Below are 16,369 nucleotides of genomic sequence, written 5' to 3'. Positions count from 1 at the left end.
GTTCTCCTTGAAGTGAATGGGGGCGGCGATCTGTCGCCTTCGACTTCCCCCGTTTCTTGTTATTGGGACTTGCTGAACCCGGCAATTCCGGGAAAGAAGCGCCGGAGGCGAACCATCAGCGGCATGCTGAGGTGACGGACTGCCGCGGGGTTTCGCACCGCCGTTGCAATCGCCTTGCCGAGAGCGCGCTGCTTGATGTGATCAACCAGCGCCAGAAAGGCGCCGGCCTCTTCGAGGCTGCGCTGTCGCAGATCAAAGGCGTCGCGCGCTTTCCCCGTGATGACATGCTGCTTCTCGAAGCGAATATCGGCCTCCAGCATGCTGGCAACGTGCCTTGGCTCCAGGACGCGCGAGATCGATGCCTGACGGATATGGTAAAGATAGCCGGTTTCAGGATCGACCACGCACTTGCCGCCTTTCGCCAAAACCGATGCCAAAAAGATATAGTCTTCACCGATCCGAAGACTCTCCTCGTACCGAACCGCCTGCCGTACGAGAAACGCCCGGTCGAAGATCGGCTTCATGTAGCCGAAGTTGAAGGTCGTCTTGAAGAGGATGTTGGACCGAATAAAGTCGGCAAGATTAATTTCTTCAATCGCTGAGAGGAAGCCGGCCGGGAACATGACATCGCCGGTGCCGGCTCCCTCCTGAACCACCACCAGATTATCGACGACCGCCTGAGCCTGCCGGTTTTCGCCGAGCGCGATCATCCGGGCAAGCCGGTCCGGACGCAGCGTGTCGTCGGAATCGAGGATGGCGATCCACCGCCCTGTCGCCACGTCGAGGCCGGCGTTTCGGGCGCCGCCGGGACCGACATTGCGCGAAAGGGCCACGAGACGAACGCCGTCGCCGGCAAAGCCACGGACGATCTCGACCGTTGCATCTGTCGAAAGGTCGTCGACGACGACGACTTCCACGGTGACGCCGACCTGGGAAAGGGCGCTGCGGATCGCTCTCGCAACACCCTCCTCTGCATTGTAAGCGGCGATGACGACGCTGACATCAGGCTGCATTGGTCTTGCCCTGGCCCGGTTCGACGTCGCCATACTGAGTGATCTCGGACAGGCCGAGCAGACCGGCGACAACCCCGGCATGCATGGTCCCCCGCAGCGCCCAGCGGTTGCGCCGCGTGGCGAATGGCACTGTGGCGGTCGCCATGGCGAAACAGAGAACTGTCTTGGCCGTCGCCGCCCCCACATGACGGAGGCGCGCCGCACCGCTTGCGGCCCCGATGACGATACGGCTGTGCGTCTGCCCCATGCGGAAGCGCCGTTTCATCAGCCAGGAAAACCGGGCCCTGTTGGCGGGCACGGGATCATCGACGACGGCCCGCTCGGCATAGACGATCCGCCCGCCAGCCCGGGTCAGGCCGGTGAAATAGTCGGTATCCTCGCCGCCGCTTCGACCGAGCGCCACGGCGAAACGGCGGCCGGCGACCGCTGGCGAGTCCCGCCGGAGCAGGACGTTGCAGGTGTAGCCGGTGACGATCTCGCCATTCACCCAGACAGGCGCGGTCGAATGGAAGTCGCCCGACCGCATCCACTGCGGCGCCTCGGCCTCGTAGGCGGCACGTGCCGGCCCGAGCACCGCCTCGGCACCATCGGAAGCTTCCAGGAGAGCGGCAAGCCAGCCGGTTGAAGCGGTCTCGTCATCGTCGATGAAGGCGAGGAAGTCGCCGCTGGCAGCATCGAGGCAGGCATTGCGCGCGATCGAAATATTCTGCGCGGGTGCATGCGTATAGAGAATGGGATGCGGGCATTCTTCTGCCAGGCGCCGCACCAGCGGCTCGGCACTCGGCGTCACATCGTTGTCGGCCACGATCAGCCGCACCGCCACGCCCGCTGGTACAGTCTGATTTGCCAGAGAGTGGATGGTCGCGGCGAGAGCCGGTCGACGGAACGTGCAGATGCAGACGTCGACCGTCACCATGTTTGAGCCTTCCAGATCAGTGCTCATGCAAGAGCCCTCTTCTGCCGCTTCGGCGCGATCAGTTGCAGCCAGAAACCGGCTGACCAAGCGAAATGCATGGTCATCGCCGACACACCGACGAGGGGCCCGCCCTCGCCCTTCAGGCTGATCCAGGCCCCGTATCCCAGGCACAAGGCGGCCCATGCCAGCGCCGGCAACGCCATCCACCACCAGAAGACCGACAACAGGGCAATCAGAACGAGGGGCGCGACGCTGAGCAGGATCGCCTGCCGGATCTTCGGTCGATTGCCGTGCTTGATTAGATTGCGCGCCCGCCCCCGACCGTAACCCAAATACTGACGAAACAGCCCTTTGACCGTCGATCGCGGGTAATAGACCATCCGCGTCCCGTCGGTCATCCAGATGCGGTAGCCGGCAGCCCGCAGGCGAAAATCGAGCTCGGCGTCCTCATTGTGGCTAAAGCTCTCGTCATAGCCGCCGACGGCGCGGAACGCCTCGATCCGCATCAGCGCGTGATGGCCATGATCGATCCATTGACCGACGCTGCCGCCCCGGTGCTTGGAGCCGCCATTGCCGAGCTTGGAATTTTGGGCCGCCGCCGTTGCCTTCTGAAAACCGGAAACGCCGCGGGTCTCCATGCCGACGACGACGGAATCGGCGCCGGTCGTCTTCATCTCGTCGATCAGCTGGTCGCAATAATCCGCGGGATAGCCGCCATGCGCGTCGATGCGAATGAGAAACTCGGCACCATCGCCAAAACGCGCGACGACGCTGTTCAAGGCGGCGCTCTGCAGGCGGCGGGGATTGTCGACGACCGTCAGCCGGGGATAGCCACCCTGCAAGCGCGCCAGGATTTCCAGCGTGCCGTCCGTGCTGCCACCATCGGCGACAATCAGCGAGAGGCCGAGCCGCTCCGCGGCGGGGTGCATCTGTGCGAGCAGGGCTTCGATGTGCAGCGCTTCGTTGAGGCAAGGAATGACGATCATTCCAGACGGCAACATGGCCAGATCCGGCTGGGATCCGGCAGACACGACGGAGGGGTCGATCGTCATCAGGCAGCGACCTCTTCGGGAACGAACGATCTGCCACCTGTCACGAGACCTTCCAGACGCGCCACAAGCTCACGGCAGCCGGCGGCATCGATGATCCATTTCTGCCGTCCGTGCGCCGCGACACGCGCGCGCTCGATGGCATAGGAACCGGCATCAACCGGCTCCAGCAGGTCGATCAAGGCTTCCGGGCTCGCCTCCGGCAAAATCAGGCCAAGCGCGTTGTCTTCGAGAAAGCGTGCGGTTTCAGTGCCGGCGAGCGCGATCGGCACCACGCCGTTGCGACAGCCCTCGTAAAGCCGGTTCGGCAACAGCCAATCGGAGTTCTGGCCGGCTTCGAAGAAGTCGATGGCCCAGGTGAAATGAACTTCGCCGTAGATCGCCGAAAGGTCTTCGGGATTGCGATAGGCGCCCTCGAACCGTACGTGCTGCTGTGCGGCGACGTCGGCGTGAAAATCCGCGAACTCCGACAAGGCCGGGCGCCCGCGCAGGATCACCTCGAACCGCCCTTCCATCTTCCGCGTGAACACGCCGAGAAGTTCGAGCGACCGTCGGCAGCGCAATGCGCCGAACCACCCAATGCGGGTCGGCTGCTGCAGGGCCAAGGCGGGAGCAACGTCATCGCTCTCCGCTTCGCCGAGCTCCAGCACCTTGTTTTCTAGAAGCATTGTCGGCGCTGCAAACTGCCCACGCGCCGCAAAATACTCCCGAAGGAAGGCAGGCGAACTCGTCAGCAGCAGATCAGCATTGCGCGACAGGGCACGCTCTGCGCGGCGCAGCCCCTGACCGAGAAAATCATCCCGCAGGAGCAGACGATGGATGTCCAGCGCCTCGTAAACGATCGGGCACTTGCTGCCGAAAAGGCTCCGCGCACGGTTCGCCAGAGCGAGCATTTCGAGGTTGCGGCCGATGATGACATCGGGGGCGGCAAGCCCCTTCAGCTTCGAACCGAGACGCGCCGCTGCTGCCGAGATCGCCGCGATCCGCTGAAGAAACCGGCCGTCGGCGGTGACGCCGAGATCGATGGGCTTGAGCCCGGCAACCTCGGAGACGACCTTGTCTGTCCGCCGAAAGCCGGCGAGAGTCACGCGCGCGCCGCCCGCTGCCAGCATCATCACGCGCCGGCGCACTGCAGGATCCGATAGATCATGCACCAGATACAAGATGTGCAGCATGCCGACCCCTTCGAACCTCGCCCCGACCACGAATTACGGCAATTTTTGCTGCCCTGCAACATTCGGAGGAACTTAGGCGTTTTAACCCTAATGTTACTCAGCTTTTACTGTTGCGAGCACGCGACGGACGTCGGGAACTGGCACTTGTCACCTGGAGCCGTATAGGAGATGCGATCAACCTCGAGCGCTACTTCACCCGGGTCGACAAATTTTCCGAGCCACGACTCAAGCGTATCGCTCCCCCACATCGACAGCATGATGGCGGAAGGGTGGGTTGGGATGGCGGGGGTGTCCGTCACGGTGTGAACCAGAACGCCATTGACGAAGTAGCGCAGCCGCTGCCTCTCCCAGATGAAGGCATAGTCGTTGAAGGCTTGATCGGCGCCACCCTCGACCGGCGCGAACTTTTCATTCCCGCCCTTTCCGTCGACATACTGGTTCAACTGGACCTGGCTCGGATCCTTGCCGAGAACCTCGAAGTCGATCTCGTCCCAGGGCTGCTTCGAGACGGGGCCGATGTAGGTGAACATCGCGGAATTCAACCCCTTGCCGGCAGCGGACTTCATCCGGACCTCATAGGTACCGTAGCTATAGCGGGTCTTTGTCTGCACCTCGGCGCAGCCGTATTCCCGGTCCTTCGTCTTTTGCTTGGCAAAGACGAGTTTCAGGATACCATCCGAAAGCTTCACATTGCGCTTCAGCCAGGTGCAGTTCTGATGCGCCCCATTGTTCCAGCCATCGGAGATGTACCAGCGGCTGGGGCTGAGCTGGTTGAACTCTTCGAGAAAGGAACCGCCGGGCGGTTTTTGCTGCGCCTGCGCGAGGGTTGGCACGGCAAAGAGAGCCAAGACGGCCAGGGATGTGAAAGGGGCTTTTGCGATATTCCGACGAAGCATCTCATATCCTTGTTCCACGACATCGATCGTCGCTGGTTCTTTCGCACTGCACAATGGCAAGCAAACGAGAAGATAATAAGATCGTGCCGAATTTTCTCCCAGCATCCTATCCAATCGGGCATGCGGATAGCGCTATCGAGGCGACGAAGGACAGTGGGGTATCGTGTGTTCACTCAGGGCGGTGACGGAGATGCATCGCTCTCAGCCAGCTCGAGGCCCTCCAACGCCTGAAGTGCAGAACCCGCGGCGCAAATTTCGCCGCAGTTTGCCCCTCAGGCTGGCCTGCTCGGTTAAGCCAATTGAAGAGCCATACCGCCGTCATTCCGGTTCTGGATTGTAACATTCTGCGGCACGCAAATTTCACAAATGACTTCTAGTGATGCGCGCCAGCGCCGGAAGGGGCACTGCCCTGGACCATGCGAGGAAACATGACTGCATCAGAACCGCCAGAATATGGCGAGTGGGAGAAGATCGGCTGGCTGCACTACATCTGGAAGCTGCAGTCCCTTCCGACGAGCTGGAAAAACAACTTCTATCGTCGCCGCTTCGATGGCGGGTGGGTCTACAACGAGTCCCTGAGCTTACCGCCCCCCGTGCTGGTCAGTTCTCAGGACCGCCGAAAGGCGAAGGGCCAGCGCTTTAAGGGCCGTAACAGGCGGCGATTGGGATAGGCTGCAGATCGGAGCCTTGTCACTCGATACGCTCCATCCACCTAGGTCCGCGCGACGCCCCCCTTATATCATCAGCATTTCAAGAGCGGGATGACGACTACCCCACCAGCGACAGTATTGCTCCCCACAGCAGCGCCGAAAGGCTGAAGCCCAACAGCATGCCCCGCATCGGGTCTCGTGCCAGTGCTGTCGCGAGCGATAGCCGAACCACCCTGTAAAAATTTGAATGGGTTGAAGTGTGCAAATCCGCCTCCCTTTTTGTGGAAGTTGGCCCTCCATCTGTGATGAAGTCAGCACGAATACACTGGGTCGTCCATTAAAATTTCGGTCAAATTCACCAAAACTATTACGGGCATGGGTAGTCGAACGGCAGCCGATCACTCGCTTGCTTCAAACTCTATTTGCTCACTGCGCTATCAATTCCGGTTTTAAGAAACTGGACGATGGGCAGCGCTAAGCCCGAGTGTTTCGCAATGGCCATACCGACTTCCCGGCGTCGGACGGCTGGCGACATGCGACGGAGGCGCGGATGGCTTCAGATCAGCTGCGAACAACGGAAATTTGTTCACAAGCGTTAAGAGCGCAGTGGACAAATAGCCGGAACTCGGCTGCATTGCTTGCTCAATGAGCTAGATCACGCTTGAGCTGGTCTTGCGGGTTTCGTCCTCTTTAAGGGACGCCAGCCGCCGGATGACAGACGACCAAAACTCCTGGGGCATTGGGTAATGGAATACGACTTCGTGTTTGAGGTACCGCCATTCAAGGCGACGAATTCAGCAATCCACCGCAGACCCGCCTCCGAAACGCCGAAACCATTCCTCGTCTCGATGCTGCGACGCTTGTGGACGTCGATGACCGGCAGCTTGCCCGTCCGCATGACGGGACCCAACTAGAGCGCCCTGCGCCCTCACGGCCCGAGGTCCCCAAGCGCCTGGGCCATTCCGCATTGGACTGTTCGCGAACCGGCTCCGATCGAGCGAACGGCGTCAGGAGGGCTGATCTGAGAGGATCAAAGCTGCCTTCGCACTCGATCACTTTGTGGTTGGCGCAAGCCGACCCTTGATCAGCGTGCGCGGAAGCTTCTCATCCGCCGCCACGGAAGGCTCAGCGCGGGTCGATTTCAAATGGTCGTACTTGTCCAGGAAGATATCGGTCGCGACCCCCGGCAAAGCGGACGTCCGCGCCAGCATGCCCATGGCCGTTCGCCATAGGCCACGCTCGGCCTTCTCGTCGAGAAACCGCCTGAGCTCGTAACGCCGTTTTACCTGCGCGGTGTGCTGCTCGACCAGCCGCCGCCCCTCCCCCTGAAGGCCTGGCTGCTTGAGAAGAGCGCAATCGGCTTCATACAGGCATTTGAGATCGATCGTCCGGTGCCGGCCACTCAGCGAATTTGCTCGGACCACAGCCCCATAGCCGCAGCCATGGATGATCTTGTAACGGGCACCGGCGATCAAGGCGCGCGCATAGAGATCGTAATCTTCGCCGAGCCGCATCTCTTCGCGATAGCGCAGTCCATGCCGGTCGAGAAACGCCCTTCGCATTACCGGCTTCAGGAAGCCCGTCTCTGCGCGAGGTTGCCCCCGCACCGACAGATTGCCACGGATGAATTCAGAGAGACCGAGCAGGCTGGTGTCAGGCAGGAAGTCAGGCGCCTCGACGAGCATCGGGTCCAGTGGCGCGCCGTCTAAAAAGAGGATGTTGTCAGCGATGAAGTCCCAGCCGCCCTCGGCCAGCATCCGATCGAAGCGCTGCGGCAGAAAGAAGTCATCGGCGTCCAGAATGGCCAGCAGCGGCGCCGTGGACTGCAGGATCGCATAGTTGCGGGCGGCCGATGGACCGCGGTTCACGTCAAGCCGCTTCACCTGCAACCGGCCGGTACCGTCGTCGGCCCCGGCCGCCACCTCGGCAGTCCCGTCGTGGGAGCCGTCGTCGACGACCACCACCTCGACGACTTGGGCTTGGCCGAGCGCTGAACGAATGGCCTGGCCGATCGTCGCGCTGGCATTCATGGCTGCGATGATGACACATACGCCGCCGGTTGCGTCGTCTACCATCTGCAACTCCTTCTGGTCATTCCGGTCCGCGCAAGGCACATCCCCGCGTAGCATCGAACCTTGCAGTATCAGAGGCCGCGAGGCGCGGGCAATTCAGGTCAGCATAGGGAATTGAATCCACCCACGTAGTCGTCTGCTGCAAGGCATGCGCCCACCATCTTCGTCTTCGTGCCTCGCAGGCAGCGGATCGAACCCCGGAAAGCAGAAGAAGCCATGCACCCCGCGCGCTGCAGCATCCCAGATTTAGCGGATCAGCAGCACAGTGCCGCGGCATTCTCGGCAATTTCTGCACCATAGCTGAGCAGACTGCCCTCGTGCGCTCCACCCCAGCGCGCAAGGCTCTCGCTGAACCAGCAATTTGTTACACGGTTCAGACAGGCAGGAATGTATATGATTCAGCTTTCGCCGCGCGATTTTTCGAGGTCCACACCGTTCCCGTGAACCATCGGAGAGAATTTCACCTCAGCAACCTTACTACACCTTCCCCAGCATCTCTCGAGCAATCTATATAGATAATCTTCTGCTTGATGAGCTCTAATTGGTCCATTGAGCACATATTCGAAGCATGTCCTATACTAAATTTAACCGATTTCCGTCACATTCAGACCAAATCAAGGTCCGGATGCTGAAACTTTGCTGAATGCAGCTTTGATATGCACGCCTACGCGGGCATCGCGACCCATTCCAGATCACACTTGCTTGCTCGGACCATCGACAGTATGGTAGCTACTGCACTGCAGCATTTTGGGTGATGACACTGAGACGCCCGTAACCAACGTGGGAAACCGGACGATGAGACCCGAAGCCAGACTAGGATCGCTTCCGATTAAATTTTCGGGTCAAGCGAATGCTCACCCGCCAATCGGTGGAATGCTGAAGCGGGGCTTTGACGTTGTCGGCGCCCTCGTCGGGCTCTTGCTCCTCAGCCCGCTCTTTCTCATCCTGATGCTTCTGGTGAAGCTGTCGGGGCCAGGCTCGATCTTCTACGGCCATGTTCGGGTTGGCCGGAACGGCAACAGCTTCAAATGCCTGAAGTTCAGGACAATGGTCCAGGATGGCGCCGATGTTCTGGCGCGTCATCTGGCCGAGAATCCGGACGCGGCCATTGAGTGGGCTGCCACCCGCAAGCTGCAGAACGACCCGCGGGTAACCACCATCGGCACGATTTTGCGCAAGCTGAGCCTCGATGAGCTGCCGCAGATCCTGAACATCCTGTGCGGCGACATGAGCATTGTCGGCCCGCGACCGGTCGTCACAGATGAACTCGCGATGTATGGAAATGCCTCGGTCTACTATTTGAAGTCGCGCCCTGGCCTCACCGGCCTCTGGCAGATCAGCGGCCGCAACGATGTGTCGTATGGCGAGCGCGTCGCGTTCGATACGCACTACGTTCAGAACTGGTCGTTCGTCACCGACCTCACCATTATCCTGCGCACGGTTCCTGCCGTCCTCGCGTCGCGCGGAAGCTACTGACGCAAGGCGCTTCGGTTCATCTTGCTGCTACTGAACACTTGCCGTTCGGCCGATCTTGCGACATGACGGGCGAAGACGGAAAGAAGAGGAAGCTTCGATGAAAACCATGCGCCTTGGTGCCAGTATGTTGGTATCGCCTTTGAAGAGGCAGGCTCGTGCGGGCACCGTTTTCTCTCTGTCTGCTGCCCTGCTGCTCTCGACTCTGATCAGTTCCAACGCCGCGGACTATCAACTCGGAACGATGGACAAGCTCCGCATCAAGGTCGTGGAGTGGCGGACTGCGGAAGGCGCGGTTCGCGACTGGACGGCGCTGGCGGGCGATTATCTCGTGGGCCCCGCGGGCAATGTTTCCATTCCGTTCATCGGCGAGGTGCCCGCTGCCGGCAAGACCACGGCCGAGGTCGCGGATGCCATCGGCGCCGAACTTCAGCAGACCCTCGGCCTGACCGACAAGCCCAATGCGTCGGTAGAACTGGCCGAATTCCGTCCCGTCTTCATCGCGGGAGACGCGTCCAATCCCGGTCAGTATCCCTTTGCACCTGATATGACCGTCCTCAAGGCCGTCAGCCTTGCCGGCGGGTTGCGTCGCTCCGACAGCGGCCAGGCGATCGAACGCGAACTCATCAACGCCCGCGGCGACGAGGCCGTGCTCGTCGCTCAGCGCAACCGTCTGATCGTGCGCCGCTCCCGCCTGACGGCCGAGGCCGCCAGCGCGGAGAAGGAGGCCTTCGATCCGCCGGCCGAACTCCAGCAGGCCGCCGATATCGAATCCATCATTTCGGATGAGCAGGCGATCATGGGCACCCGCACCCGACGCCTGAAACTCCAACTCGAGGCCATCGAGGATCTGAAGAGATTGCTCAGCAGCCAGATCGAAACCCTCGAGAAGAAGATCGTCAGCCAGAATCGGCAGATCGAGCTTTCGAAGAAGGAGCAGAGCGACGTCGGCACACTGTCCAATCGCGGCCTCGTCGTAAACTCCCGGCTGCTGTCGGTAGAACGGACGCTGGCTGAGATGGAGACAAAGGTCCTCGATTACGAGACGGCCTTGCTGCAGGCCAAGCAGGATATTGTCAAAGCCAATCAGAGCGCGATCGATCTGCAGAACGACCGGGAAGCCGAGATCGCGCAGACCCGGCAGCAGACCGAAGCCGAATTGAAGAGCGTCGACCTGAAGATCGCCTTGAGCCGTGGATTGGTGAACGAGGCGACCTCGCGCGGCGCGATGATCGACACCGGAACTTTCGGCGCCACCAAGATCCGCTACACGATCGTCCGGAACCAAGAAGGCAAGCCTGAGGAACTGGCGGCCGAAGAGAACACACCCGTTGTTCCGGGCGATGTCGTGAAGGTGGCCTTGATCCCGGCAGCAGTGCCGCTCAACTAAGCCGGCGCTTCAAAGAGCGACTTCCACGGGGAATAGACTTAAGCCGGCATCATCGGGATGGACGGCTGGCTTTCTGTTTTAAAGAAACAGAAACATGAGGATAGCAATCCATAGGATTGCCGATATCACCGATCCGATCAGGAAGCCTCTTGGGCCACGCGTCTTTTTGAGCTGAATATCGGCAGCAGCGGTTGACCCCTCTTCGCCGGATCCCGAATGATGGCAATTAAACGTCTGCCTCCCCTTATGATAATTTTTGCCCCTATGATTTGACATTGGCGGTTATGTATTTAGTGGATAATTAGGTCTTTAGTTTTTGGTCGTTGCAAGCTGAAAAAGATTCCTATGGTGCGAAATCTCGGTCACGCCTACATAGTTTTTTTCGGGAAGATAAACCTGCGTTTTGTCATCTCACGGAATGTTTAAGACGTGGATGACTGTGCCAGATCTGAGTATTATTATTTCAGTTTTTGACCAGCTTTAACCGCAGCTGGCTGCTAAATTTTAAATCATGAAATAATGACGCCAGGGAAAGCAACAGTTCGTCATCTGCCACCCAGCGCCAACAGGCCGCTTTTCCAACCTCACCGAGCGCTTGCGATCATGATGACTTCAGCCCGACAATATGCGGGTTACCAAGTGATCTGACAATTCTCGCGGGCTTCTCGCGATGCGGCCATAGAGCCGTGAGCTTGCTGACTTAAGGTCATGAGAAGGGCATGCGACGGCGGCAATGACGTCGTGACCAACGTCTGGCACTAGATCGACTGCAGTCGATCGCGCGTTCGAAGAGGATGTAAAAGACCTCTGCAGCCCTCTTAGCTATTGCAGCTCTCTTTAAGCGGCTTTGATGCAGCAAATTAAAGAGACGTTGTTAGGCGCTCTAATGCCGCGCCCCAGGAAAGCCACGGCCGCGAACATGTAATTCTCGCGGTTTCTTAAACGGCTTTGTATGCACGTGTACGGAAGCGTCAATTGCCGACGGTACCCTCTGGATCCCGTCGAACTGATGATCAACCGATTGTTGTTACCCCGATGTCGCTCTAAGCGTCAGCCCATTATTTCTCGACCTCTTTTAGTTCGGATAGATCGAGGCTGCCATTCCGGGCGCTGAGACGCAGCGTATTCGCCGAGCCCTGTGCCTGGGACACGCCGGAAATATCGTGGTCGCCGGTGTCGTAAAGCCGGACCTTGCCATCTTCCTCGACAGCAATGCGGTGGCTCGGCGCAAAGATGGCGTAGCGCCGGCCGTTCTGCGAGCCGCTGGCACTTGGTGTCCCGAGGTGAGCGGGCCATGAAGCGCTGTTGCTGGACTGTACCGCGCCGGCACCTGTTGCCGCATTCCCGCGCTCATCGTCGGCATGTCGATCCGATGTATCCGCTTTGCTTTCGCCGCCCGCGCCCGCCTCCCGCGCCAGGCTTCTATCCGCCATGGCCGAGGCGAGATCGTCGGCGAGGCGGCCGACGCGCGTCTTGAGGTCGCTGTTGAACATGTCGCCGATCATCAGCATGCCACCCTGTGACCATTGTCCCATGCCACCGAGTTCGGGATGGCTGAACTGCGCCATGCGGCCCTGCCCGGACAGGATCGCCTCGGCCATCGCCGATGCCGCCGCATCGCTGAACCCATGGCGGGCGGCGATCTCCGCGATCGCCTTACGTCCGTTGTCGCCAAAGCCTTTGCTCATTGCTCTTCTCCTTGTCTGAATGTTGGAACTAGCGCTGCTACCGGGGATGAAAACCGCCGCCTTCCCCCCCGCTGCGAAACGCCTATAAGACGGCCGACAGATCCGCATGAGAGGACCGCCGGCCGTGCCCGCATTTCCCTTCGATCCCGCCGAGGCGCTGGCCTTTGCCGCCGAGCTTGCAGATGCCGCGCGGCCGATCGCCTTGCGCTACTTCCGCACGCCGCTGGACGTCGACAGCAAGACGGATGAGAGCCCGGTGACGATCGCGGACCGGACGATCGAGGCGGAGATGCGCCGGATGATCGAGGCGCGCTATCCCGAGCATGGGATCTACGGCGAGGAATTCGGCGTCCGCGCGGGCAACGGCCTGACCTGGGTGCTCGACCCGATCGACGGCACCCGCAGCTTCATCACCGGCCTGCCGCTGTTCGGCACCTTGATCGCCCTTGCGTCCGACGACAGGCCCTTCGTCGGCCTGATCGACATTCCCGCGACCGGCGAACGCTGGACCGGCTCGCCGCTCGGCGCCGACTTCGCGGGCAAGCCGGCCGCGACCAGCCCGCGCACAGAGCTGTCGGATGCCCGGCTTTACGCAACCTCGCCTGAACTCTTCGATGGCGATGCGCTCGTCACCTTCGAGCACGTGGCGGCAAAGGTGCTGATGCGCCGCTATGGCGGCGACTGCTACTCCTACGGCCTGCTGGCGTCGGGGCATTGCGACCTGGTGATGGAGACGGGGCTGCAGCCTTACGACTTCATGGCGCTGGTGCCAGTGATCGAGGCCGCCGGCGGCGTGATCACCGACTGGACGGGCGGCAAGCTGTCGATCGGCTCGGCCGGCGATGTCCTCGCCTGTTCGACACCGGCGCTGCACGCCGCGGTACTGGCCGAAATCCGTGAACAGGCCGGGATCAATCGAGCCTGACCGCCAAGGTGGCCGATGAAAGAACGAAGCTCCGGACGAGACATGGCGAACCGCCCGACCAAGACGCATCTCCCGCAAAAGATCTGCCAGGCCTGCGGCAGGCCGTTTGCCTGGCGCAAGAAATGGGCCCGCGACTGGGATGCGGTGAAGACCTGTTCGGAGCGCTGCAAGGGCGACCTTCGCCGCAAAGCGGCAAGGCCCGAGGCCTGAGAGCCACTCCGATCGGCAGGCGGCCGAAGGCTCACCAGGCCCGTTTGCCGCCACGGCGACGGCGCCTCGCGCGCGGGGTGAACCTGACGCCGATGGGCGCGATACTTTCGAAGAGGCGATGCCATGCAGGACGGAATGCCTTGGGCGCAGAGCTTTCTGCTCGCCTTCTCTGCGCTGTTTTCGATCGTCAACCCGATCGGCACCGCGTTCATCTTCAGCCAGGTCACCGCCGAACGCTCGCATGGCGAACGCGCCGCGCTGGCGAGGCGGATCGGGCTCTACTCCCTCCTCGTCATGCTCGGCGCGATATGGGGCGGCACCTATGTCATGAGCTTCTTTGGGGTCAGTCTTGCCGCGCTGCGCATCGCCGGCGGGCTGGTGGTCGGGGCGTTCGCCTGGCAACTGCTGTCGGCGCCGGAACGGCGGGAAGAGCGCAAGCAGCGACAGGCGGACGAGGCGGTCGGCGAGGCCGACGTCGCCTTCTTCCCGCTGACCATGCCGCTGACCACCGGCCCCGGCACGATCTCCGTCGCCATCGCCCTCGGCTCCAGCCGGCCCGAGGGCGGCACGGCCTTTCTGACCTTCTTCCTCGGCACCTCGATTGCCGCGGCGGTGATCGCGGTGATCATCTGGCTCGCCTATCGCTGGGCCGACCGCCTCACCGCGCTGCTCGGCGAGACCCGCGTCCAGATCGTCTCCCGCCTCGCCGCCTTCCTGCTGCTCTGCGTCGGCACGCAGATCACGCTGAGCGGCGTGCTCGACGCCGTGGCCATGGCGAGCGGGCGGTAGTCCGCTCCACGGCCGGGACGGGTCAGGACACTGCGGGGTCCAAGCGGTAACGGGGCCGCCCTGCCTCCATGAACAGGCGCAGATGGCGGTGCCGGACGAGATAGACGAGCGCGACGAGGGCTGCGCCGAAACCGGAGGCCGCACCGACGCCGATCGCCCAGCGCGGGCCGAAGGCATCGGCGACGAAACCGATGATCGGCGCACCGATCGGCGTGCAGCCGAGCGCGATGGCAAGGCGGATCGCCATCACCCGGCCGCGCATGCTCGGCTCCGTCGAGAGCTGGACGAGGCTGTTGGTGGTGTTGGTGAAAGTCAGCGCGGAGACGCCGACGACGATCAGCGCCAGACCGAACAGGATTGCGTTCGGCATCACGGCGGCCAGCGCGCAGCCGACGCCGAACACCGCAGCGCCGGTGAACAGCGGGGAAAGGCCCGGCTTCTCGCGTCCGGCCGCCAACAGTGCGCCCAGCACGGTGCCGATCGCCATCGTCGAGGTGAGGAGCCCGTAACCGCTGGCATCGGCGTGGAAGACGGCGACCGACATGGTGGAGATGAAGATCGGGAAATTCAGCCCGAAGGTCGAGATCAGGAAGAGCATCAGGAACACCGCCCGGAGATCCGGACGCTTCCAGACATAGCGAAAACCCTCGACGAGGCTGCCGCTGGTTCGCACGGCTCGGGCGCTTTTGTGCAGTTCGCCGATCCGCAGCAGCGACAGCGAGACGAGAACGGCGAAGAACGAGGCGCCGTTCAGCACGAAGGACCAGCCGGAGCCGACGGCGGCGATGGTCACGCCGGCCACCGCCGGGCCGATCATCCGCGCGACGTTGAACGACATCGAGTTGAGCGCGACGGCGTTGGACAGGTCCCGCTCGCCGACGAGTTCCGAGACGAAGGTATGGCGCGCCGGTGCGTCGAAGGCAGCGACGCAGCCGAGCAGGAAGGCGAAGATGTAGACGTGCCAGAGCTGCACGAGCCCGCTGACGGTGAGAAACCCAAGGCCGAGCGCCAGCGCGCCGAGACCGGCCTGCGTCGCCATCAGCAGGCGGCGGCGGTCGAAATGGTCGGCGGCAAAGCCGGTGAACGGCAGGAGCAGCAGATGCGGGCCGTATTGCAGCGCCATCACCAGGCCGACGGCGGTGGCGCTGTGGTCGGTCAGCTGGCTCAGCACCAGCCAGTCCTGCGCGACCCGCTGCATCCAGGTGCCGACATTGGAGACCAGCGCCCCGCCGGCCCAGATGCGGTAATTGTGGTTGCGCAGCGAGCGAAAACGGCCGCGCCCGGCGGCGTCGGCGCGCGCCGGCGCCGCGGGATCATCCAGGGTGGAGGCTTGAGGCGGCATGCCGGCGCCGCCCTCCGGCGCCGTCGCCTGCTGCTGCAGGATCGCGGATGAAACAGGATCCGGCGGAACGGGATCTGTGAGTGCAAAGCGGTCGGTCATGCGGAACTCCGAGAGGTCTCGGCGCGGGGCGTTTTCGTCTCGTGCGAGGCAAGCGGGAATGAAAAGGGGAAGCCTTCCGGCAGGGACTCGCCTATCCGGGGTTCAGATGGGCGCCTCTAGGTGTCGACCAGACGATCGAGGAGACGGATCGCCCGTCCGAGTTCGGCTTGCTCCGACGGCGACAGTGCCTTCTCGAGCGCGTGGCAGAGCCAGTCCTCGCGCGCCGCCCGGTTGGCCTTGATGCGGGCGAGAAAGGCGGGGGTGACCGACCACAGCGTCTGGCGGCCGTCGCCAGGGTCGGGCGCGCCGGCGGCAAGACCCGCCGCTTCCAGCGCTGCCATGTTGGCGCCCATGGACTGCGGCCGCATCGCCTCGGCCTTGGCAAGCACGGTGACGGTCGCGGGCCCCTCCCGCTCGAGGCGACCGAGCACGGCCATCTGGGTCCCCGTGATCTCGCCGAGATGCGCCTGCTCGCGCAGCCGTCGCCGCAGCCGCGCGGTGACGGCGCGCAGCTCTGCGGCAAGGGCGAGCGTCGCTTCCGGCTGGTTCTTCTCCGCTGTCATACCGCCGATATAGGAGATACGAAGGCAAACTTCAAAGGCATCCTTCGTATTTTAGAAAACCGGAAGATCAGGACCGCGTGATGGCTCTGTGCGCCTGCAGAAACGACGAGCGGGAGGCA

The 16,369-nt window shown here is 62.2% G+C and carries 15 protein-coding genes; 6 read left to right on the top strand and 9 right to left on the bottom strand.

From position 1 onward, the window contains the following. Positions 1 to 59: 59 nt before the first annotated feature. From ACZLZY_RS05025 to exoK, 5 genes are all read right to left on the bottom strand, one after another. Positions 60 to 1,046, bottom strand: a complete 987-nt coding sequence (locus tag ACZLZY_RS05025) for a glycosyltransferase family 2 protein (RefSeq protein WP_472932343.1) — start codon at positions 1,044 to 1,046, stop codon at positions 60 to 62. Then, positions 1,003 to 1,956, bottom strand: coding sequence for a glycosyltransferase family 2 protein (locus ACZLZY_RS05020; protein ID WP_472932342.1), 954 nt, complete (start codon positions 1,954 to 1,956; stop codon positions 1,003 to 1,005). The genes ACZLZY_RS05025 and ACZLZY_RS05020 overlap by 44 nt, the downstream gene beginning before the upstream one ends. Then, on the bottom strand, positions 1,953 to 2,930 hold the full coding sequence (locus ACZLZY_RS05015; protein WP_472932341.1) for a glycosyltransferase family 2 protein: 978 nt from the start codon (positions 2,928 to 2,930) through the stop codon (positions 1,953 to 1,955). Before ACZLZY_RS05015 ends, ACZLZY_RS05020 begins: the two co-directional genes overlap by 4 nt. A 50-nt stretch (positions 2,931 to 2,980) precedes the next feature. Beyond that, on the bottom strand, positions 2,981 to 4,153 hold the full coding sequence (locus ACZLZY_RS05010; protein ID WP_472932340.1) for a glycosyltransferase: 1,173 nt from the start codon (positions 4,151 to 4,153) through the stop codon (positions 2,981 to 2,983). Positions 4,154 to 4,257: 104 nt separating this feature from the next. Next, the gene (gene exoK / locus ACZLZY_RS05005; protein WP_472932339.1) at positions 4,258 to 5,049 is read right to left on the bottom strand and encodes an endo-1,3-1,4-beta-glycanase ExoK; all 792 of its coding nucleotides are present in this window, start codon (positions 5,047 to 5,049) and stop codon (positions 4,258 to 4,260) included. A gap of 428 nt (positions 5,050 to 5,477) precedes the next feature. Here exoK and ACZLZY_RS05000 point away from each other — a divergent pair, with 428 nt between their 5' ends. Continuing rightward, a complete protein-coding gene (locus ACZLZY_RS05000) occupies positions 5,478 to 5,720 on the top strand; it encodes a hypothetical protein (protein WP_472932338.1) in 243 nt (80 codons plus the stop codon). A gap of 1,031 nt (positions 5,721 to 6,751) precedes the next feature. Here the strand turns inward: ACZLZY_RS05000 and ACZLZY_RS04995 are convergent. Beyond that, entirely contained in the window at positions 6,752 to 7,774 is a 1,023-nt protein-coding gene (locus tag ACZLZY_RS04995) for a glycosyltransferase family 2 protein (protein WP_472932337.1), read from the bottom strand. Positions 7,775 to 8,566: 792 nt separating this feature from the next. Here ACZLZY_RS04995 and ACZLZY_RS04990 point away from each other — a divergent pair. Together ACZLZY_RS04990 and ACZLZY_RS04985 are read left to right on the top strand one after the other, a co-directional pair. Next, the gene (locus tag ACZLZY_RS04990; protein ID WP_472932336.1) at positions 8,567 to 9,247 is read left to right on the top strand and encodes a sugar transferase; all 681 of its coding nucleotides are present in this window, start codon (positions 8,567 to 8,569) and stop codon (positions 9,245 to 9,247) included. A gap of 97 nt (positions 9,248 to 9,344) precedes the next feature. After that, positions 9,345 to 10,634, top strand: coding sequence for a polysaccharide biosynthesis/export family protein (locus ACZLZY_RS04985; RefSeq protein WP_472932335.1), 1,290 nt, complete (start codon positions 9,345 to 9,347; stop codon positions 10,632 to 10,634). A gap of 1,058 nt (positions 10,635 to 11,692) precedes the next feature. On the opposite strand, the gene ACZLZY_RS04980 is transcribed toward ACZLZY_RS04985, so the two are convergent. After that, a complete protein-coding gene (locus ACZLZY_RS04980; protein ID WP_472932334.1) occupies positions 11,693 to 12,322 on the bottom strand; it encodes an SHOCT domain-containing protein in 630 nt (209 codons plus the stop codon). 106 nt (positions 12,323 to 12,428) lie between these two features. Here ACZLZY_RS04980 and hisN point away from each other — a divergent pair, with 106 nt between their 5' ends. From hisN to ACZLZY_RS04965, 3 genes are all read left to right on the top strand, one after another. Further along, positions 12,429 to 13,247, top strand: a complete 819-nt coding sequence (gene hisN, locus ACZLZY_RS04975) for a histidinol-phosphatase (RefSeq protein ID WP_472932333.1) — start codon at positions 12,429 to 12,431, stop codon at positions 13,245 to 13,247. 42 nt (positions 13,248 to 13,289) lie between these two features. Then, a complete protein-coding gene (locus ACZLZY_RS04970) occupies positions 13,290 to 13,457 on the top strand; it encodes a DUF2256 domain-containing protein (RefSeq protein WP_472932332.1) in 168 nt (55 codons plus the stop codon). A 123-nt stretch (positions 13,458 to 13,580) separates the two neighbouring features. Further along, positions 13,581 to 14,246: a MarC family protein gene (locus ACZLZY_RS04965; protein WP_472932331.1), complete on the top strand. Its 666-nt coding sequence runs from the start codon at positions 13,581 to 13,583 to the stop codon at positions 14,244 to 14,246. A 22-nt stretch (positions 14,247 to 14,268) separates the two neighbouring features. Here ACZLZY_RS04965 and ACZLZY_RS04960 read toward each other — a convergent pair whose 3' ends face one another. Continuing rightward, on the bottom strand, positions 14,269 to 15,687 hold the full coding sequence (locus ACZLZY_RS04960; protein WP_472932330.1) for an MFS transporter: 1,419 nt from the start codon (positions 15,685 to 15,687) through the stop codon (positions 14,269 to 14,271). A gap of 116 nt (positions 15,688 to 15,803) precedes the next feature. Continuing rightward, on the bottom strand, positions 15,804 to 16,250 hold the full coding sequence (locus tag ACZLZY_RS04955) for a MarR family winged helix-turn-helix transcriptional regulator (protein WP_472932329.1): 447 nt from the start codon (positions 16,248 to 16,250) through the stop codon (positions 15,804 to 15,806). Between the last annotated feature and the right edge of the window lie 119 nt (positions 16,251 to 16,369).

The organism is Mesocryomonas lacus (assembly GCF_055730135.2).
This window is presented reverse-complemented; position numbering and strand designations above follow the sequence as displayed.